A 17,610-nucleotide genomic window follows, 5' to 3' on the forward strand; every position below is an offset into this window, starting at 1 on the left:
GGCCCCGATTATCCCGGCGTGCCGCGCGGCGTGCCGGCCAGGGGGCACTGCGGCATCTCCACCGGGTGGTGGAGGTCGGGGCTCAGGGGCCGGGGGCCGGTCCTTCACCGGCCGGTACCGGGGCCTGCCGTGCCAGCCGCCGGGCCTGCTTGACCTCGTACATCTGCCGGTCGGCCCGGTCCAGGGCCTGCTCGGCCGTGAGCGGCTGCTCCGGCGGCACGGCGATGGCGCCCACGCTGGCACCTTCGTAATCGAGCGTGGCGTCCGGAAGGACGAATCGTCCCTGCGTGGCCTGGGCGACGCGCTCTCGGAAGGACTCCTGCGGGCAGTGCACCGCATCTCCGGCTTGCGTGCCGAGGGCTGCCACGACGAATTCGTCACCCCCCATGCGGGCCACCACGTCTTCCTCGCGCAGCACCGCCCGCAGCCGCTGCGCGATGGCCACCAGGAACTGGTCGCCCACCTCGTGCCCGTGGCGGTCGTTGATCGACTTGAAGCGGTCCAGGTCGATGAAGGCCACCAGCACCTCCACGTGCCGGCGCCGGCCCTGCGACAGCAGCCGCGTGAGCGACTCGATGAGCGCCCGGCGGTTCTGCAGTCCCGTCAGTGCGTCGGTCGCGGCGTATCGGGCCAGCCGTTCGTTGGCGCAGACCAGTTCCCCGATCAGCCGCTCGCGTTCGATCTGCTGGCCGATCAGGTGGGCGAAGAGGGTGAGGATGTGCTCGGTTTCGGGCGTGGACGGCCGGGCCCGCGTGCTGGCCGCGCACAGCGTGCCGCACAGCCGGCCGTCCGCAGTGCGCACGGGCATGCTGGCATAGGCCCGCAGGCCCAGGTCGCGCACGGCCGCCAGGTCCGCCCAGCGGCTCGAAATGTCGCTGGCGTAGCGCAGGCCCTCGTCCAGCGCCCGCTTGCAGGGCGTCTGGTCCCAGGAGGTGACCAGGCCTTCGGGGATCTGCAGCGTGCCGGAATTGCGCGCGTGCAGGATCCGGAGGGTGCCTTGTGCCTCGTCGATGGACGTCAGGTAGGTGGATTCCAGCCCCGTCACCATCGACAGCATCTCCAGCAGCGGGCGCGTGAGGTCCTCCAGGGTGCGCGCCGTGGAGACCGAGCCGGACAGTTGCTCGAGGAGGGGTGTCATGCGGGGCGGAGGTTAGATGATCCGCATGGGCCTGTCGAGCGCTCAGCCCCGTGGCGGCGTGGCCAGGTAATTGTTCTTGACCCGGATGTAGTGTTCCGCGGAGTAGCGCAGGTAGGCGATCTCCTGCGGAGTCAACGCACGCTGGCGCACGGCGGGCCGGCCGATGTAGAGAGAGCCGTGCTCCAGCATCTTGCCCGGCGGCACCAGGCTGCCGGCGCCGAGCATCACCTGGTCGCCGATGACCGCATCGTCCATCACGATGCTGCCCATGCCGATGAGGCACTCGTCGCCGATGCGGCAGCCGTGCAGGATGGCCGAGTGTCCGATGGTCACGTGGCTGCCGATGACCAGGGGCGAGCCGTCCGGCTTGCCCGGGTGGCGGTGGGACACATGGCCCATGCTCAGGTCCTGCACGTTGGAGCCCTCGCCCACGGAGATGCGGTGCACGTCGCCGCGCAGCACGGCGTTGCACCAGACGGAGGCGTCCCGCCCCAGGTGCACGTCGCCGATCACCTGGGCCGAGGCATGGATGAACACGCCTTCGTCCGTCGTGGGCGTGGCGTCGAGATAGGGGGAAAGAGGCATGGGCTGAAAACGGCCGGGGCCGGCAAACGAAGGGCGTGGCCCGGAGCGTAAGGCACGCCGGGCCGCGCCGCAGCCGGGGGCTCAGGTTTCCCGCAGGACGGTATGGCCCGCTGCCAGCAGCAGGGCCTGGCCGGCGGCGGCATCACGCTCCTGCAGCAGGAGGTGGTCGCCGTCGAAGGTCGAGACCACGAACACGCCGATGCCCGCTTCCGAAAGCGGCTGTATCACCGACAGCACGATCCCCGTGGCGCCGAAGGCGAACGGGCCGACGAAACGGAACGCCTTCCAGTCCCGCTCGGCCTGCACGTGGGCGGGCACCCGCTCCTGCAGGCAGACCACCGACAGCTCCTCGGAGGTGCGCGTGACCGAGACGAAGCCATCGCCGTCCGCCCAGTCCGGGAATGCCGACGAGGGTGCGAGGCGCGCCACCGCGTAGCGCGAGGGGAGGGGGGCGAGGGTGATGCGGGGACGGGTCATGGTGCGGAGGGGAGGGGCGTGAAGGCGAGGAAGGCGGCCAGAGACAGCATCACGGCCGCCACGAAGGCGTCGAGCGCGCGCCAGGCCGAAGGCCGGGCGAACCAGGGCGACAGGAGCCGGGCCCCGAAGCCCAGCGAGAGGAACCATGCGGTGGAGGCGGCGATCGCCCCGGCCGCGAACGCCGCGCGCTCGGGTGGCGGCCGTTGTCCGCCCAGCGCGCCGAGCAGCACGACCGTATCCAGATACATGTGCGGATTGAGCAGCGACACCGCCAGCACGGCGGCAAGGGCCTGCCGCGTGCCCGTGCGCCGGGCCGGGCCGATGCCGTCCCGGCCTGCGCCGTCCGCCACCCGGGCGCCGCCCCGCAGGGCACGCCGCGCCGCAGCCAGGCCGTACCAGGCGAGAAAGGCCGTACCGCCCCAGCGGGCCGCGCCGATCAGCAGGGGCTGCCCCTGGATCAGCAGGCCCATGCCCGCCACGCCGGCAGCGATTGCCACGGCATCGACGGCGATGCAGGTCCATGCCGTGAGCGCCACGTGCCGGCGCTGCAGGCCCGTGCGCAGCACGTGCACGTTCTGCGCCCCGATCGCGATGATGAGGCCCGCGCCGGTACCCAGGCCCTGCAGGAAGGAAGTTGTCCACCACATGCCGGAATTCTGCGGGCGTATTGCCAAAATTGAGCCAGACTTGCTTATTCATCGGCCAGGCCGAGAATTCCTCAATAAAGCCGTCCCAAGCCGCCATGAACCTCGATTCAAGACAGTGTGAAGCCTTCCTCGCCGTGGCCGAGGCCGGCAGTTTCGAGCAGGCCGCCGGCGCGCTGCACCTGACGCCCTCGGCGGTGTCGCTGCGGGTGCGTGCGCTGGAAACCCGTCTCGGCCAGCCGCTGCTGGTGCGTGGCCGCCCCTGCCGCGCCACGCGGGCCGGGCGGCAACTGCTGCAGCACCTGCAGCGCGCGCGGGCCATGGAGCGTGAGTTGCTGGCGGACCTGGCCGGTGATGGCGGGGATGCGGCGTTTTCTCCCGTCGCGCTGGCCGTGAATGCGGATTCGCTGGCCACCTGGCTCCTGCCGTCGCTGGCGCCCGCCCTGCAGCGCGAGCGCATCGCCCTGGAGTTGATGGTGGACGACCAGGAGCACACGCATGCGCTGCTGGAGGCCGGGCTGGTGCATGCCTGCGTTTCCGTGCAGCCGGAGGCCATGCGCGGCTGCGTGGCCGAACCGCTGGGAACGATGCGCTATCGGCTGGTGGCGTCGCCCGCGTTCGCGGCGCAGTGGTTCCCGCGCGGCATCACGCGCTCCTCGGCGCGCCGGGCGCCGGTCGTGGTCTTCAACCGCAAGGATGCCCTGCAGGCACAGGTCCTGCGCCAGGCCTTCGGCCTGCAGGCCAGTGCATGCCCCAGCCACTACGTGCCGGCATCCGAGCCTTTCGTGGCCGCGGTGCGCTGCGGGCTGGGCTACGGCATGGTGCCCGAGCTGCAGATTCCGGGGGCCGTGGAACGGGGGGAACTGGTGGATGTGCTGCCGGACGCCGCCATCGATCTCGCCCTGTTCTGGCACGGCTGGCGGCAGCAGCCGCCGCGGCTGGAGCGCCTGGCCCGCAGTGCGATGGAGGCGGCGCGCCGCGTGCTGGGCCCCGCGCCGCCGCCTCAGCCGCGGGCGTAGAAACCCAGGAACATGTCCACCGCGTCGGCCAGCACCTGGGCCTGTTGATCCGCGTCCAGCGGCGGCTGGCCGAGCAGGAGTTGCGGCCAGAAGGCATGGGTCTTGAGCTGGCCCATGAGCAGGTGCGCGGCATACAGCGGATCGGCATCGGCGCGCAGGCGGCCCGCCTCCTGCGCGTCGCGTATCCAGGCGGGCAGGCCTTCTTCCCTCGAGGACAGGCGCTCGGCCATCGCCTTGGCGCGTCCGGGCGTGTGCAGCATCTCGGCCATCACCACGCGAGAGAGGTCCATGAAGCTCGGATCGTTGAAGAGCTGCATCTTGCCGCCGATCAGCTCCAGCAGCTGCTGCCGCAGCGGCCGGCCGGCGTCGTGGCGCAGGTCGGGCAGCGCGTGGCTGCGGTTCCACAGCTGGTCGAGGATGGCGGAGAACAGCTCGTCCTTGCTGGGGAAATGGTTGTAGACCGTGCGTTTCGATACACCGGCGGCGGCGGCCACGCGGTCCATGCTGGTGCCGGAGAAACCGCTTTCGCGGAACTCCGCGATGGCCGCCTGCACGATGGCTTCGCGCTTGCGGTCGGTCAGGCGGGGGAGCACGTCGGTAGCTGTCATACGGAAATTTTACACCGCACGGTTTACTTTTCCCGGAACAACACTACACTGTGCAGTGCACTTCGTAGTGCGTCTTTTTCCCATTCTTCCTCCACTGCCATGGCCCGTCCTTCCGCCTACAGCCACGCCGCCCCGATCGAACCGTCCCCCCTGCGGCTTCCGGCATCGGCCGACGGCCGATTTCGCAACGCGGCCCGGCCTCGCCGCATGGGCTGGCTCAAAGGCCTGCAGGTCATGCTGCGCATGGCATTCGGCAAGCCGGCAGATACGGTGCCCGACCGCCCCGTGCCGGTGCGGGCGCTCACGCGGGAGGCGCTGCTGTCCGCGCCCGACATGTCGCTGTGGCGGCTGGGCCATTCCACGGTGCTGCTGAAGCTGCAGGGCGGCTTCTGGCTGACGGACCCGGTGTTCTCGGAGCGCGCCTCTCCCGTGCCGTTCGCAGGGCCCCGGCGCTTCCACGCGCCGCCCCTGCGGATCGAAGACCTGCCGCCGCTGCGGGGCGTGGTGCTCTCGCATGACCACTACGACCACCTGGACCGTGCGGCCATCCTCGCGCTGGTGCCGAAGGTGGAGCAGTTCATGGCCCCGCTGGGCGTGGGCGACCGCCTGGTGGGCTGGGGCGTGCCGGCAGACAAGGTGCGGCAGTTCGACTGGTGGCAGGGCACCACCTTCGCCGGCGTGCAGCTGGTCTGCACGCCGGCGCAGCATTTCTCGGGGCGGGGCCTGTCCGACGGCAACCGCACGCTCTGGGCATCGTGGGTGCTGATCGCGGGCAGCACCCGGGTCTTCTTCAGCGGTGATTCCGGCTACTTCGACGGCTTCCGCGCCATCGGCGAGCGCTACGGCCCGTTCAACCTGACGCTGATGGAAACCGGCGCCTACAACACCGACTGGCCCGACGTGCACATGCAGCCCGAGCAGAGCCTGCAGGCGCACCTGGATGTGCGGGGGCGCCACTGCCTGCCCATCCACAACGGCACGTTCGACCTGTCCTTCCATGCCTGGACCGAGCCCTTCGAGCGCATCGGCGCGCTGGCCGCCGCATGCGGCGTGCCGCTGCTGACGCCCGCCATGGGCGAGCGCGTGGACATCCGCTCCCCCGCCGCCACCCAACCCTGGTGGCGCGATGCCGCGGCGCCCGCCGCTTCCTGACCGACCGGAGACCATCGACCATGCTCAGCCGCGTCATCTCCATCCGGCGCCTCCTGTACGGCCACCCCGCGCCGGCCGGCAGCGGGAGGCCTCCCGTGCGCCTTGCCGCGTCCGGCCACCCTGCGCCTACCGTCGGCGCGATACCGGATCGATCCGCCCAGGCGAGGTCCGTCCAATCCACGCCGCCTGGCGTGGCTGCCATTCAGGAACTGGCAAGCACTGGCTCTTGAGCGCTACGCTGAAGCCGGTGGTACCTCCGGTCAGAGGGCCGCGGAGCAGGCCATGCCAGCAGACGCCGTGGAACCGGCTTTGCCGGGCCACCAGCGTCGTCCCCCTGGGGGGAAGGCGCCGAAGGCGACTCAGGGGGGGGACTCTTCCCCTGTAGGCAGCCGCATCACTCCGGTGCGGAAGTCGTACTCGAACACCTCGCCATGCCGCGCCCAGGTGATGGCCGTGCGCAGCACGCTCTCGGCCTCCTGGGCGTCGAGCTGCTCGCTCAGCAGGCGCAGGAAGGGGGCGTCCGGCAGTTCGCCCGCCGGCTCCTGCTCCAGGCTGTGGCGGATGTGCGCTACCAGCGGCACATGGGCCAGCAATTGCTGGCCGAAGATTTGCTGCCGCAGGCCGTGGGCTCCTTCCACATAGCGCCGCCCGAGCGGGGTGATCTGCAGGTCGCCGCTCGCCAGCGCCGCCAGGCCCAGCTGGGACACCGCATGGGCCACCGGCAGCAGTTCGGCGTCGGTGAGGCTGGTTTCCTCCGCCAGCCGGGGCAGGTCGGCGCGGCCGTCGAAGGGGGGCTCGGCCAGCAGTTCCAGCAGGCCGTCCATGCGCGCCACGTCGGCGGCGGGCAGGCGATCGGTGAGCGTGGCCGGCGCCGGCTCGGCCGCCGCACCACCGGCCGTGGACGCGTGGCGCGTGGCGCCGGCCGTCATGAGCGCATAGACCTCGTCGATCAGCGCGCGCACGTGGTGGCTGTCCGGATCGCGGGGGCGCGGCAGCTGGATCGACAGCTGGCAGCGGATGCGGCCCGGATCGCTGGCGAAGATCAGCACGCGGTCGGCCATCATCACGGCCTCCTCGATGTTGTGCGAGACCACCAGCATGGCCTTGGTGGGCATGCTGCCGCTGCGCCACAGCTGCAGGATGTCCTCGCGCAGGCGCTCGCCGGTCAGCACGTCCAGCGCGGAAAAGGCCTCGTCCATCAGCAGCACGTCGGGCTGGGTGACCAGGGCGCGGGCGATGCCCACGCGCTGGCGCATGCCGCCCGAGAGCTCGCGCGGCAGCGCCCCTTCGAAGCCCGCCAGCCCGATGAGTTCGATGGCGGCCTCGGCCCGCGCGGCGCGCTCGGCCTGCGGCACGCCGCGCGCCTCCAGGCCCAGTTCCACGTTCTGCTGCACCGTCAGCCAGGGAAAGAGCGCGAACGACTGGAACACCATGCTGATCGCGCGCGCCGGCCCGTGCAGCGGCTGGCCACGGTAGCGCACGTCGCCCTCGTCGGCCGGCACCAGGCCCGCCATGATGCGCAGCAGCGTGCTCTTGCCCGAGCCGGACTGCCCCAGCAGGGCGACGATCTCGCCCTCGCGCAGCGTGAAATCGACGTTCTGCAGCACGGGGCGCTCGCGGCCGTCGGAAGAGCGGAAGGTCTTGCCCACGCCGTGGAGTTCGATGATGGATTGCGTCATGGCAGCGGTGCGTTGGGTTCAGCGTTCGGGGCGGGTCAGAAATGCATGCGGTCTTCTGCGAGACGGTAGAGGCGTCGCCACAGGAAGTGGTTCAGCCCCATCACGAAGACCACCATCGCGCCGATGCCCAGCGCGATGCGCGGGAAGTCGCCGGTGGCCGTCATCTGCGCGATATAGCTGCCCAGGCCCCGGGCCTGCAGCGTGGTGTCGCCCCATGTCACGTACTCGGCCACGATGCTGGCGTTCCACGAGCCGCCGCTGGCGGTGATGGCGCCGGTCACGAAGCTGGGGAACACGGCGGGCAGCAGGTAGCGCTTCCACTTGAGCCAGCCCGACAGGCCCAGGTTCTGCGCGGCCAGGCGCAGTTCGTTGGGGATGCTGGAGGCACCCGCGATCACGTTGAAGAGGATGTACCACTGCGTGCCCAGGATCATCAGGGGCGACAGCCACACGTCCGGGTTCAGCTTCCAGTGCACCACCAGCATCACGGCCACGGGAAAGAACAGGTTGGCCGGGAAGGCGGCCAGGAACTGCGCCACCGCCTGCAGCCGGCCCGCCCAGCGCGGATTCATGCCGATCCACACGCCGATGGGCACCCACACCACGGCCGCCAGCGCGATCAGCACCATCACGCGCACCAGGGTGTAGCCGCCCAGGGTGAACACGTGCACCACCTCGTGCCAGCCCACCTCCGTGTGGACGAACTGCACCAGCCGCGCGATGGCGAAGAGCACCCCCGCGGCCAGCACCGCGTCCCATACCCTTTCGGCGCGGGCCGAGGGCGCGGGTGGGCGGGCGCGGATCGAGGTGCCGTCGTGGCTGCGCTTGAACAGCGTGAGCGTGCGGCCCAGCTGCCGCTGGCACCAGCCGGCGACGGTCTGCGTGGCGCGGGCGCGGCGCAGCCAGTCCAGCAGCCAGGAGCGGGGGGCCGCATCGGAGCTGCCTTCCTCGAAGCGGAACTTGTCGGCCCAGGCGACCAGCGGGCGGAAGAGCAGTTGGTCGTACAGCAGGATGGCCACCAGCATGCAGGCGATGGCCCAGCCGATCGCCGGCAGGTCGCGCGCCTCGATGGCCATGGCGATGTACGAGCCCACGCCGGGCAGCTTGATGTCCTGGTGCGAGACGGAAATCGCCTCCGAGGCCACCACGAAGAACCAGCCGCCGGACATCGACATCATCATGTTCCACAGCAGGCCGGGCATCGCGAAGGGCAGTTCCAGCCGCCAGAAGCGCTGCCAGCCCGAGAGCTGGAACACCCGCGCGGCCTCCTGCAGCTCCGCCGGCACGGTGCGCAGCGACTGGTACAGGCTGAACGCCATGTTCCACGCCTGCGAGGTGAAGATGGCGAAGATGGCCGCGCATTCCACGCCCAGCAGGCTGCCCGGGAAGAGGGCGATGAAGCCTGTCACGGTGATGGACAGGAATCCCAGGATGGGAATGGACTGCAGGATGTCCAGCAGGGGCACCAGCACCCGCTCGGCCAGCCGGTACTTGGCCGCCAGCACCGCGAACACGCAGGCGAAGATGAGCGATGCGCCCAGCGCGATGAACATGCGCAGCGTGGTGCGCAGCAGGTAATACGGCAGCTGCCAGGGGTCCAGCGAGAGCGGGATCACGTCGCCCATCTCGAAGGGCCGGGCCATCTGCGCCGCGCCATACGCCAGCAGCACCACGCCCGCCAGCACCAGCGGCAGCAGGGCCCAGTCCCAGCGGTTGGGGCCGGCATCCACGACCTGGCGTGGAAAGAATTCGCGGGACGCTTGGTTTTTCATGGTGTGCGGAAACGGAAAGGGCGCATAGGGTAGCCGGTCCTCGTGACAAAAGGCCGTGCCATGCCGCCGCCGCACGCGAAATGCCGCGCGAGGGCGGCATGGCGGAGTCCGCCGAAGCGGGAAAGTTCAGTGCCCCGCGGGGCCGGGTGCCCGGGCGCCGGCCTCGGGCGCCGTTCCCATCAACTGCCCCACGATCGCCGCCTGCACGGGGGCGAGCCGGCGGGCGCCCTGCAGCACCACGCGCCGCAGCAGGCGCGGCAGGGGGCGGTCATCGGTGTAGAGCCGCACGATGGCATTCGTGCCCTCGTACAGCGGCCAGGCATGGCGGTGGTGCGCCCGGGCGTAGTGCCGTTCCAGCAGATGGGCATCACCGATGTCGCGGCCCATGTCGTGCGCATGCGCCAGCGCGGCGGTGAGCCGCTCCACGCCCGCGAGGCCCAGGTTGTAGCCATGCGCGGTCACCGGATGCATGCCCACGGCGGCATCGCCCAGCAACGCGCAGCGGTGCCCGCTGAAGCGCCGTGCATAGACGGCCACCAGCGGATAGGCATGGCGTTCGCCAGCCAGGCGCATCGCGCCGAGGCGGTCGCCGAACTGGGCCTGCACCTGGGCGGCGAAATCGGCCGGTGGCAACGCGAGCAGCGCGGCAGCGTCGTCGGTGCGGGTGGTGACCACCACCGAGCACAGGGGTTCGCCCGTGCCCGGGTCGGGTGGCAGCGGCAGGATGGCCAGCGTGCGGGCATAGCCGAAGCACTCGTGCGCGATGCCGTCCCCCGCCAGCGCGTGGTGCATGCGGCAGACGATGACCGTGCGCCCGAAATCGGTGCTCGCCGCGCCGATCCCGAGTTGCCGCCGCGTGCCGGAGAAGCGGCTGTCCGCCGCCACCAGCAGGCGCGCGCGCAGCCGCAGGGGCGCGGCGCCATCCGGTCCGTCGCCGGCAGGCGCGCATTCCAGTTCCGCCGCGTCCTGCGACACGGCCACGTGAGCCACCTGCCGGCCGGCCAGCAGCCGTACGCCCGGCGTGGCCAGGGCCGCGGCGTGCGCCGTGCGCCGCAGGGCGTGGTTGGGGACGATCCAGCCCAGGTGGCCCGGGCCTCGCCCGGTCTGCAGGCGCAGCGGCTGCGCGCCGCCCACGGGACCATCGTGCACCTGTGCTGCGTGGATGCGCCCGATCTCGTGCGGCAGCAGGCGCTGCCAGGAGCCCAGGCGCCGCAGCGTGTCCGCGCTGGGGTGGGTGAGCGCGATCTCCCGGCCGTCCGGCGCCGGTTCGGCCAGCGCGGCATCCGGCTGGCGCTCCACCACCGTGGCCGTGAAACCGGCCTGCGCCAGCGAGACTGCGAGCGAAAGGCCGGCGGGGCCGCCGCCCACGACCAGGACGTCGCAGTCGTGCGCGACTGCCGTCGTGGCCTGCTGCGGCAGGGAGACGGGGTCGGAAGCAGGCGCGGACATCTCGGGCATGGCGGGCGGAAACGCGCAGGGCGCGCAAAAGTGGGAGCCTGCCCATTGTGGGCGCGGCGGCCCGGGGCTGCCATTGCCGTGCATCAAGCGATGTGTTCGCCGCTGCCGACAGCGCTCTGGAGCCGCTGCGCTTCCTCCAGCCACGCCACGAAGCAGCGGGCTTCTTCGGAGGCAGCCGGTGCAATGCCGTAGTAGTAGCGCTCCAGCGGCAGGGTGTGGCGGGGAAGCAGCGGCACCAGCCGTTTCTGCCGGAGATCGTTGCCCCACAACGACCGCGGCGCCATGGCCACGCCCAGTCCATCGACGGCGGCCTGGAGAATCAGGTGCAGGTGGTCCAGGTGCAGCCGCCCGGCGGCCTTCAGCCGGCCTGTGCCTGCCTGCCGGCACCAGTCGTCCCAATCCCCCTTCCTGGAACGGGCGCAGAGCCACACGAACGCCGCCAGGTCGCGCGGAGATTCGACAGGGCGGCTGGCGCTCTGCAGCAAGGCCGGCGATGCCACCGCCAATGCCTCGTCTTCCAGGAACGGTGCCACCTGCAACGACGCCGGCCACCCCTGGAGCCCGCGCCGCACGGCCACATCGAATCCCTCTGCGGCGTGGGAAGGGGCAGCGATGCTGGTGATGACCTCCGGCTCGATGCCGGGGTGCCTGGCCACGAAGTCCGGCAGTCTGGGAATCAGCCAGCGCACAGCGAACGACGGCCTCACGTTGATCCGCACGGCCCGGCTCGCCACCCCTCCCCGGAGAGCGGTGGCCGCATTGCCGATCAGGGCGAGACCCGCCTCGGCCTGCGCGTAGAAAGCCTGGCCTTCCACCGTGAGCACCACCTGCCGCACCCGGCGTTCGAAGAGGGCAACGCCAAGGTCGTCCTCAAGCCCCTTGATCTGCCGGCTCACGGCGCCGTGGGTCACATGGAGTTCCTGCGCCGCCCGCGAAAAACTCTGGTGCCTGGCCGCGGCCACGAAGGCCCGTACCGCATTGAGAGGGGGGAGCACCATGGTCATGTGTGAGATTTTTGCACACATGTGGCCCCAACAAACTCGTTTGTCGCCTCCCTCCGCAGGGCCCACGATGCGGGCCATGCAAACGACCAGAGCGGCAGGTGCGGATCTCCCCACTCCAGAGGCCGCTGACCGCGAATCCAGAAACGCTGCCATAGCACTGGCCACCACGCTGCCTTCGGACGTGGTGCTGTATCTGCTGTTTCCCGTGCACGGCGCTGCATGGGGCATCACGCTGGTGGAGGCGGGGATGCTGCTGGCAGCGAACCGCCTCGTGCGCATTGCCGGGTACGGCTGGGTCGCACGCATGTATGCCCGGTACGGAGACCGCAGGGTCTGCACCCTGGCGGTCGCAGCGGCTGCCGCCTGTGCATTGGGCAATGCCACCCTCGGCGGCTTCTGGCTGCTGCTGCCGCTGCGATTGCTCTGGGGCATGGCGTTCGCTGCGCTGAACCTCTCCACGCAGGTACTGGCCACTTCGTCGGCAGCCGGTGCATCGGCGCGGTCCGGAAGATCGCGCGCCTTCATCGCCCTGGGGCCCGTGATCGCCTTGCCGGCGGCCGCCGTGTTGAGCGAGCTGGCAGGACCCCGCTGGGTCCTGGGCGCACTGACCTTCGTGGCCCTGGGCGGCTTGTGGGCCGCCCGCATGCTTCCCGCCCGGCCCCACCCGGGCATGGATGGGGTGCGCACCCGGCCGTCGCGTCCGAACGCCCTGGACACCTGGTCTTTCGTGGAGGGATTCGCGCTGGACGGCCTGTTTCTCATCGGCCTGACCGTGCTGGGCCAGGCGTTGTGGCCTTCCAGTGCGCTGACGGCCGCTGCCGTGCTGCTGGCCGTCCGGTATGGCTCCGAGATCGTTCTCGGCCCGGTTGGTGGCCGCTGGGCCGACCGGTGGGGGGCGGAACGGCTGCTCGTCGTCTTCTCGCTCATGACAGCCGTGGCCCTGGTCGGGTTCGGAACAGGGTGGCTGTGGACCTGTGCCGCGGCCATCGTGTTGCTGCGGGCCCTTCAGCTGCCGCTGCTCGCACCCATCGTCGCCATGCGCCATCCCGGGGCCGATCGCGTCCGTGCCCTGGCGGCCAGGTCCGTCTGGCGGGATATCGGTGCAGGGCTCGGGCCATTGGCCGCCGGATTGTGGCTGCCTGTGCTTCCGACGCCCTGGCTCTACGGCATTCCCGCCGTGGTGCTGGCTGCCGCGGCCCTGGCGTGTGGAAGAAATGCAGCCATCCGCGCCGGCAGCGGCCCGTCCTGATCCCGCTCCCGTGCCTTGGGCCGTCTGTCGGTGCCGCTCCTGTTCCCTCTCAGCAGGGAACGCCGTTGCGCGCGGCCAGCCACCCGGGGGCATCCTGCAGCGCCACGGGGCGCAGGAAGCGGTCCATCGCCGCGTAGCCCACCGACGTGGTGAAGGGCGCGGTGCTGGCGGGGTAGGGGCCGCCATGGTGCTGGGCGGCCGTGACGGCCACGCCGGTGGGGACGCCGGCGAAGAGCACGCGGCCCGCCACCTGGGTGGCGGCGCGCACCAGTGCGCGGTTGTCCTCCGTGTCGTCGTCCGCACCCCAGAGCGTGACCGTGAGGGAGCCGCCGACGGCGCGCAACACGTCGATCGTTTCCTGGGCCGAGCCCGTGCGCACCACCAGCGCGGCGGATCCGAAGACTTCATCGTGCAGCGCAGCGTCGGCGATGAAATCCGCCGCCTGCACCTCTGCCAGGAAGGGGCGCGGCGTGGCGCCGGGCGCGGCCGTGCCGTCCACCAGCGGCCTGACCTTGCCGTGGGCCCTCCATGCATTCACCCCGTGGTCGAAGTGCGCACGGATGCCCGCCGAAAGCATGGCGTGCGGCGCGAGCGCCTGGAGCTTGTCCGCCAGCGCCTGCACGAACGCATCGCCCGAGGCATCCCGGCGGACCACGATCACGCCGGGGCTGGTACAGAACTGGCCCGCGCCGAGGCAGATCGAGCCGGCCAGGGTTTCCGCCAGCGCGGCGCCCTGGGCCTGCAGTGCCGCGGGCAGGGCGATGAGGGGATTCACCGAGCCCAGCTCGCCGTAGAAGGGAATCGGCCGGGGGCGTTCCGCCGCCACCCGGGCCAGGGCGGTGCCGCCCTTGAACGAGCCGGTGAAGGCCACGGCGGCGATGGCCGGCGCCTGCACGAGCTGCACGCCGGTGGCCACCGATCCGCCCTCCACGAACTGGAAGACCCCTCCGGGCAGGCCCTGCGCCGCCACGACCTGCTGCGCGAGGTGTGCCGTCCGGCGGGACAGCTCCGGATGGGCCGGGTGCGCCTTCACGACCACCGGGCAGCCGGCCGCCAGCGCCGAAGCGGTGTCCCCGCCCAGCACCGAGAACGCGAACGGGAAATTGCTGGCCGAGAACATGGCGACCGGTCCCACGGGCACGCGCACGCGGGTGAGGTGCGGCCGGCCGGCCGGCGGAGCGCCGGCCACCGCGGGGTCGTCCACCACCGCGTGCGCTGCCCCCCGTTCCAGCTCGGCGGCGAAGCCGCGCAGCTGGAAGGCGGTGCGGTCCAGCTCGCCGTTCAGGCGGACCGGGCCCAGGGCGGTCTCGCGGTCGGCGAGGGGCACCAGGGCCTCGCGCTGCGATTCCAGGGCGTCGGCCAGGGCGCGCAGCAGGCCCGCGCGGTCGGCGGCGCTGCAGGCGGCGAAGGCGTCTGCCGCCTGTGCGGCGGCGGCCACGGCGGAGTCGATGGCGGCCGGCGTGGAGGCGTTCCAGGCATCGCCCTGGGGCTGGCCGGTGCGCGCGTCGATGGATTGCAGGGTGTCGGGCGTGGTCATGGAATGTCTCCTGGGAAAGGGGGCCAGGGCTGTCTCAAAAGATGGAAAGCCGATGCGGAAGTTCGGCCTGCGGCGTCCTGCCGGGCAGATCGTAGCGAGCACCTGTGACACCGGCATCCGGAAGGGTCGCTACAGTCGCGGGAAGTACCACTATCTGAGACAAACCATGGCCTCGTCTTCCAGCGAAGGCACCGCGGCCCTTGAAAAGGCCCTCGATCTCCTGGAGGCGGTCGGCGCCGCACCCGATGGACTGAGTCAGGCCGAGCTGGCCGAACGCTTCGGGCTGCCGCGCACCACCGCCTACCGCCTGCTCGCCGCCCTGGTGGCGCGCGGGCTGCTGCGGCGCGATCCGCTGCGCAAGGTCTATTGCCTGGGCATGCGCTGCTTCGAGATGGCCCGGCAGGCCTACGCCATGCCCGACCTGGCTGCGGCGGCGGCGCTGGAGCTGCGGGCGCTGCGCGACCTGACGGGTGAAACCTCCTACCTCGCGGCCCTCGACGGCCGGGAAGTCGTATCGCTCGAGCGCTGCGACGGGGCGCACAGCGAGCGTTCCTCCAGCGCGCTGGGCCAGCGCAAGCCGGTGCATTGCACCAGCCAGGGCAAGGCCATCCTCTCGGCGCTGCGCGAGCCCGAGCGGGACACCCTGCTGAAGGGGCTCTCCCTGAAGGCCGCCACGCCGCGCACCATCACCGACCGGCGCCGGCTGCAGGCGGAGCTGCGCGTGACGGCGGCGCGCGGCTACGCCATCGACGACGAGGAGATCGTGCCCGGCGTGCGCTGCGTCGGCGCCCCCATCGTGGACGGCCAGGGCCAGGTGCGCGGGGCGCTCAGCGTGGCCGGCCCGGCCTGGCGCCTCACGCCCGAGCGGCTGGAACTGCTCGGGCCGGAAGTGGCCGAGGCCGCCCGCCGGGTGGGTGCCCAGCTCGGGCGCACCCGCGCCCCGGTGGCCGACACCGTGGCATGCGCCCTGGCGGGGCCCTGGGCGTTCCATGGTGCCCACCCCCACTGGTGCACCGAGGCCGGCCTGCTGTACTGGGCGGACAGCCTGGCCCCGGCGCTGCGCGCCTGGTCGCCGCAGGCTGGCCCGGAGGGTGAGGCGCGAGAAACCGGGGCGGCGGCCCTGCCGGCCGGCACCGACCAGGCCCTGGCGGAATGCGAAGAGCCCATTGCCGGCGTGCTCGTGCACGGCCCGCAGGATGTGTCGCTGGTCGGGGCGCGGGGGGCCGTGCGCTGGCGTCCGGGCGCCGCGCAGCCCGAGCCCTGGCCCGCCTGGCCGGACGGCACCACCGTCCAGGCCATGTGCCTGGGCGGGACCGATGGCGCCGGCAGCGGCGTCTGGGTGGCCGTGGAGACCGCCGAGGGTGGCAGTGCGGTTGGGCGCCTGCACGCCGCGGGGCACGTCGAGGTGCTCTGGCGGCTGGCCGAAGCCCTGCAGTGCCTGCGCTGGCGTGCCGGGGACGGCGCCCTGCTGGCCACGGCGCCCGACACCGGCGCGATCCTGCACATGCACCCGGACAGCCCCGGCGTGGTGCGGAGGCTGGTCACCGTGCCCAAGGGCTCGGGGCGCGTGAGCGGGCTCGCCTTCGACGCCGAGGGCGGCGTGTGGACCGCGCTGCGCGACGGCTGGAGCGTGGTGCGCTTCCTGCCGGACGGCGGGCTCGACCGCGTGGCCGCACTGCCCGTGCCCTGTCCGACCGATGTGGCCGTCGGCGGGCCGGACGGCAACATCCTGTTCGTGACGACCGCGCGCCAGCCCGTGGCGCTGGACATGCTCACGAACGCGCCGTTGTCCGGCCGCCTGTTCGCGCTGCCGCTCTGAATCGGCGGTTTTTTGCAACAAGATGTGCCTCTTGTGGCGTGGGCATGCGCGGCGGAATGACCAAAAGTTCCCGGGAAATGCGGTGTGTTACCCGCTTGAAGTGTGAAATACAAATGGATGCAAGTGCGCGCCTGCCACTCCACCCCGGTGCCCCATCCCTGGAGAGAATCCGCCCGCCGTCCCACCGCCGCAGCCTCGCGCCGGTGCCGGGCCCGGGCCGCGCCCGGCCCTCTCCGGGCGGCGCATCATTCCAACGAGGGTAATAAAACCATGAACACGTTCCGCCTGGGCGCGCTTGCGCTCTCCCTGATCCTGGCCGGCTGCGCCACCAATGGCTCCACGGGATCTTCATCCGCCGGCTCCGCGCTCGGCTCCGTGCTGGGAGCCGCGGGCTCGGGCGGCACCGGCTCCAGCACCGACAGCAAGATCGGCGCGGCCGCGGACGTGTTCAAGGCAGTGACGGTGTCGGATGCCGAGCTCAAGTCCGTATCGCAGCAACTGCGCGCCTACGAGGAGCGCACGGAAAAGGTCGCGCCGGCCAACAACAAGTACGCGCAGCGCCTGGCCCGCCTCACGAAAAAGCACGTCAACGAAGACGGCATGCAGCTCAACTTCAAGGTCTATCTCGCCAGCGAGGTCAACGCCGACGCGACGGCCGACGGCTCGATCCGCGTGTACAGCGGCCTGATGGACATGATGAACGACCAGGAACTGCTGGGCGTCATCGGGCACGAGATCGGCCACGTCAAGCTGCAGCACTCCATGGCCGCCATGCGCACCGCCTATCTCGCCTCCGCGGGCCGCAAGGCCGCTTCCGCCGCGGGCGGCGTCGGCGCCCTGGCCGACAGCGACCTGGGCGCTCTGGGGGAAAAGCTGGTCAACAGCCAGTTCTCGCAGAGCCAGGAGACGGCCGCCGACGACTACGGCCTGGCCTTCATGAAGAAGCACAAGTACAAGGTGAGCGCGATGGAATCGGCCTTCCGCAAGCTGGCGGCCCAGAGCGGCGGAAAGGGCGGCGCACTCGACGAAATGCTGTCCTCCCATCCCGATCCGGCCGGCCGCGCCGATCGCATGCGCGACATGGCCGCGAAGTAAGCGCGCTTCGGAGACCTCCCTCCGTTCCCGCCTGGGGCGGGGGGTTTTTCCTACGGGAGTGCCGCGGAGCGTTGGCTAGAGTGGGGGCTTCTCTCCCCACAGCAAAGGATCCCTCCCATGCGCGTCGACATCTACCGCCGGCCCGAAGCTGACGGCAAGCATTCCTATCTCGTGGTTCCCGAAGGCCGTCCCATCCCGCAGGAGGCCATCAACACCGACTGGAGCTGCCAGGAGCGGGGCCACGAGCTGGACGAGAGCGCCGCGCACTGGAACGACTACGGTATTCCCGAACCGGCCCGGCAGCTGAGCGAGAAGCGCTACGCGATCACCAGCGTGAAGGAACTCAAGGAAGACTGACCCGGGCGCCTGCCTGT

The 17,610-nt window shown here is 71.3% G+C and carries 16 protein-coding genes; 6 read left to right on the forward strand and 10 right to left on the reverse strand.

Annotation, left to right across the window (positions count from 1 at the left end; all coding sequences use genetic code 11):
- Positions 1-82: 82 nt before the first annotated feature.
- The 4 genes from ACAV_RS00660 to ACAV_RS00675 form a co-directional block, all read right to left on the reverse strand.
- Positions 83-1,138: a GGDEF domain-containing protein gene (locus tag ACAV_RS00660; RefSeq protein WP_013592650.1), complete on the reverse strand. Its 1,056-nt coding sequence runs from the start codon at positions 1,136-1,138 to the stop codon at positions 83-85.
- Between the two features lie 42 nt (positions 1,139-1,180).
- The gene (locus ACAV_RS00665) at positions 1,181-1,723 is read right to left on the reverse strand and encodes a gamma carbonic anhydrase family protein (RefSeq protein ID WP_013592651.1); all 543 of its coding nucleotides are present in this window, start codon (positions 1,721-1,723) and stop codon (positions 1,181-1,183) included.
- Positions 1,724-1,804: 81 nt separating this feature from the next.
- Complete coding sequence (locus ACAV_RS00670) at positions 1,805-2,200, reverse strand: ACT domain-containing protein (protein ID WP_013592652.1); 396 nt, start codon at positions 2,198-2,200, stop codon at positions 1,805-1,807.
- Entirely contained in the window at positions 2,197-2,847 is a 651-nt protein-coding gene (locus ACAV_RS00675) for a LysE/ArgO family amino acid transporter (protein WP_013592653.1), read from the reverse strand. The genes ACAV_RS00670 and ACAV_RS00675 overlap by 4 nt, the downstream gene beginning before the upstream one ends.
- Before the next feature lie 95 nt (positions 2,848-2,942).
- On the opposite strand from ACAV_RS00675, the gene ACAV_RS00680 reads away from it, so the two are divergent.
- A complete protein-coding gene (locus tag ACAV_RS00680) occupies positions 2,943-3,863 on the forward strand; it encodes a LysR family transcriptional regulator ArgP (protein ID WP_013592654.1) in 921 nt (306 codons plus the stop codon).
- Here ACAV_RS00680 and ACAV_RS00685 read toward each other — a convergent pair.
- The gene (locus ACAV_RS00685; RefSeq protein ID WP_013592655.1) at positions 3,848-4,471 is read right to left on the reverse strand and encodes a TetR/AcrR family transcriptional regulator; all 624 of its coding nucleotides are present in this window, start codon (positions 4,469-4,471) and stop codon (positions 3,848-3,850) included. The two genes, ACAV_RS00680 and ACAV_RS00685, sit on opposite strands and share 16 nt — an antisense overlap.
- A 99-nt stretch (positions 4,472-4,570) precedes the next feature.
- On the opposite strand from ACAV_RS00685, the gene ACAV_RS00690 reads away from it, so the two are divergent.
- Positions 4,571-5,623, forward strand: coding sequence for an MBL fold metallo-hydrolase (locus ACAV_RS00690; RefSeq protein ID WP_013592656.1), 1,053 nt, complete (start codon positions 4,571-4,573; stop codon positions 5,621-5,623).
- A 359-nt stretch (positions 5,624-5,982) separates the two neighbouring features.
- On the opposite strand, the gene ACAV_RS00695 is transcribed toward ACAV_RS00690, so the two are convergent.
- The 4 genes from ACAV_RS00695 to ACAV_RS00710 form a co-directional block, all read right to left on the reverse strand.
- Positions 5,983-7,302 carry an ABC transporter ATP-binding protein gene (locus ACAV_RS00695; protein WP_013592657.1) on the reverse strand — a complete coding sequence of 440 codons (1,320 nt, stop codon included), beginning with the start codon at positions 7,300-7,302 and terminating at the stop codon, positions 5,983-5,985.
- A gap of 35 nt (positions 7,303-7,337) precedes the next feature.
- Positions 7,338-9,074: an ABC transporter permease gene (locus tag ACAV_RS00700; protein WP_013592658.1), complete on the reverse strand. Its 1,737-nt coding sequence runs from the start codon at positions 9,072-9,074 to the stop codon at positions 7,338-7,340.
- A 126-nt stretch (positions 9,075-9,200) separates the two neighbouring features.
- Positions 9,201-10,523 carry a 5-demethoxyubiquinol-8 5-hydroxylase UbiM gene (gene ubiM / locus ACAV_RS00705; RefSeq protein ID WP_041828899.1) on the reverse strand — a complete coding sequence of 441 codons (1,323 nt, stop codon included), beginning with the start codon at positions 10,521-10,523 and terminating at the stop codon, positions 9,201-9,203.
- A gap of 92 nt (positions 10,524-10,615) precedes the next feature.
- The gene (locus ACAV_RS00710) at positions 10,616-11,530 is read right to left on the reverse strand and encodes a LysR substrate-binding domain-containing protein (protein ID WP_013592660.1); all 915 of its coding nucleotides are present in this window, start codon (positions 11,528-11,530) and stop codon (positions 10,616-10,618) included.
- Positions 11,531-11,603: 73 nt separating this feature from the next.
- On the opposite strand from ACAV_RS00710, the gene ACAV_RS00715 reads away from it, so the two are divergent.
- Complete coding sequence (locus ACAV_RS00715; RefSeq protein ID WP_013592661.1) at positions 11,604-12,785, forward strand: MFS transporter; 1,182 nt, start codon at positions 11,604-11,606, stop codon at positions 12,783-12,785.
- 49 nt (positions 12,786-12,834) lie between these two features.
- Here the strand turns inward: ACAV_RS00715 and ACAV_RS00720 are convergent, their stop codons facing one another.
- Positions 12,835-14,322 (reverse strand): aldehyde dehydrogenase (NADP(+)), encoded by a 1,488-nt coding sequence (locus ACAV_RS00720; protein WP_013592662.1) that lies wholly within the window; start codon positions 14,320-14,322, stop codon positions 12,835-12,837.
- A gap of 166 nt (positions 14,323-14,488) precedes the next feature.
- On the opposite strand from ACAV_RS00720, the gene ACAV_RS00725 reads away from it, so the two are divergent.
- The 3 genes from ACAV_RS00725 to ACAV_RS00735 all read left to right on the forward strand — a co-directional run bounded on the left by ACAV_RS00725 (position 14,489) and on the right by ACAV_RS00735 (position 17,593).
- Positions 14,489-16,141, forward strand: coding sequence for an IclR family transcriptional regulator domain-containing protein (locus tag ACAV_RS00725; RefSeq protein WP_041828468.1), 1,653 nt, complete (start codon positions 14,489-14,491; stop codon positions 16,139-16,141).
- Between the two features lie 270 nt (positions 16,142-16,411).
- Positions 16,412-17,236 (forward strand): M48 family metallopeptidase, encoded by an 825-nt coding sequence (locus ACAV_RS00730; RefSeq protein WP_013592664.1) that lies wholly within the window; start codon positions 16,412-16,414, stop codon positions 17,234-17,236.
- Positions 17,237-17,353: 117 nt separating this feature from the next.
- A complete protein-coding gene (locus tag ACAV_RS00735) occupies positions 17,354-17,593 on the forward strand; it encodes a DUF6139 family protein (RefSeq protein ID WP_013592665.1) in 240 nt (79 codons plus the stop codon).
- Positions 17,594-17,610: the final 17 nt, after the last annotated feature.

Source organism: Paracidovorax avenae ATCC 19860 (assembly GCF_000176855.2).
GTDB lineage: Bacteria > Pseudomonadota > Gammaproteobacteria > Burkholderiales > Burkholderiaceae_C > Paracidovorax > Paracidovorax avenae.

What these genes read in the sequence shown, in the direction of transcription:
- ACAV_RS00725 (WP_041828468.1), top strand. Translation starts at nt 14,489, where the DNA reads ATGGCCTCGTCTTCCAGCGAAGGCACCGCGGCCCTTGAAAAGGCCCTC.
- ACAV_RS00660 (WP_013592650.1), bottom strand. Translation starts at nt 1,138, where the DNA reads ATGACACCCCTCCTCGAGCAACTGTCCGGCTCGGTCTCCACGGCGCGC.
- ACAV_RS00710 (WP_013592660.1), bottom strand. Translation starts at nt 11,530, where the DNA reads ATGGTGCTCCCCCCTCTCAATGCGGTACGGGCCTTCGTGGCCGCGGCC.
- ACAV_RS00680 (WP_013592654.1), top strand. Translation starts at nt 2,943, where the DNA reads ATGAACCTCGATTCAAGACAGTGTGAAGCCTTCCTCGCCGTGGCCGAG.
- ACAV_RS00700 (WP_013592658.1), bottom strand. Translation starts at nt 9,074, where the DNA reads ATGAAAAACCAAGCGTCCCGCGAATTCTTTCCACGCCAGGTCGTGGAT.
- ACAV_RS00715 (WP_013592661.1), top strand. Translation starts at nt 11,604, where the DNA reads ATGCGGGCCATGCAAACGACCAGAGCGGCAGGTGCGGATCTCCCCACT.
- ACAV_RS00695 (WP_013592657.1), bottom strand. Translation starts at nt 7,302, where the DNA reads ATGACGCAATCCATCATCGAACTCCACGGCGTGGGCAAGACCTTCCGC.
- ACAV_RS00665 (WP_013592651.1), bottom strand. Translation starts at nt 1,723, where the DNA reads ATGCCTCTTTCCCCCTATCTCGACGCCACGCCCACGACGGACGAAGGC.
- ACAV_RS00685 (WP_013592655.1), bottom strand. Translation starts at nt 4,471, where the DNA reads ATGACAGCTACCGACGTGCTCCCCCGCCTGACCGACCGCAAGCGCGAA.
- ACAV_RS00720 (WP_013592662.1), bottom strand. Translation starts at nt 14,322, where the DNA reads ATGACCACGCCCGACACCCTGCAATCCATCGACGCGCGCACCGGCCAG.
- ACAV_RS00735 (WP_013592665.1), top strand. Translation starts at nt 17,354, where the DNA reads ATGCGCGTCGACATCTACCGCCGGCCCGAAGCTGACGGCAAGCATTCC.
- ACAV_RS00690 (WP_013592656.1), top strand. Translation starts at nt 4,571, where the DNA reads ATGGCCCGTCCTTCCGCCTACAGCCACGCCGCCCCGATCGAACCGTCC.
- ubiM (WP_041828899.1), bottom strand. Translation starts at nt 10,523, where the DNA reads ATGTCCGCGCCTGCTTCCGACCCCGTCTCCCTGCCGCAGCAGGCCACG.
- ACAV_RS00675 (WP_013592653.1), bottom strand. Translation starts at nt 2,847, where the DNA reads ATGTGGTGGACAACTTCCTTCCTGCAGGGCCTGGGTACCGGCGCGGGC.
- ACAV_RS00730 (WP_013592664.1), top strand. Translation starts at nt 16,412, where the DNA reads ATGAACACGTTCCGCCTGGGCGCGCTTGCGCTCTCCCTGATCCTGGCC.
- ACAV_RS00670 (WP_013592652.1), bottom strand. Translation starts at nt 2,200, where the DNA reads ATGACCCGTCCCCGCATCACCCTCGCCCCCCTCCCCTCGCGCTACGCG.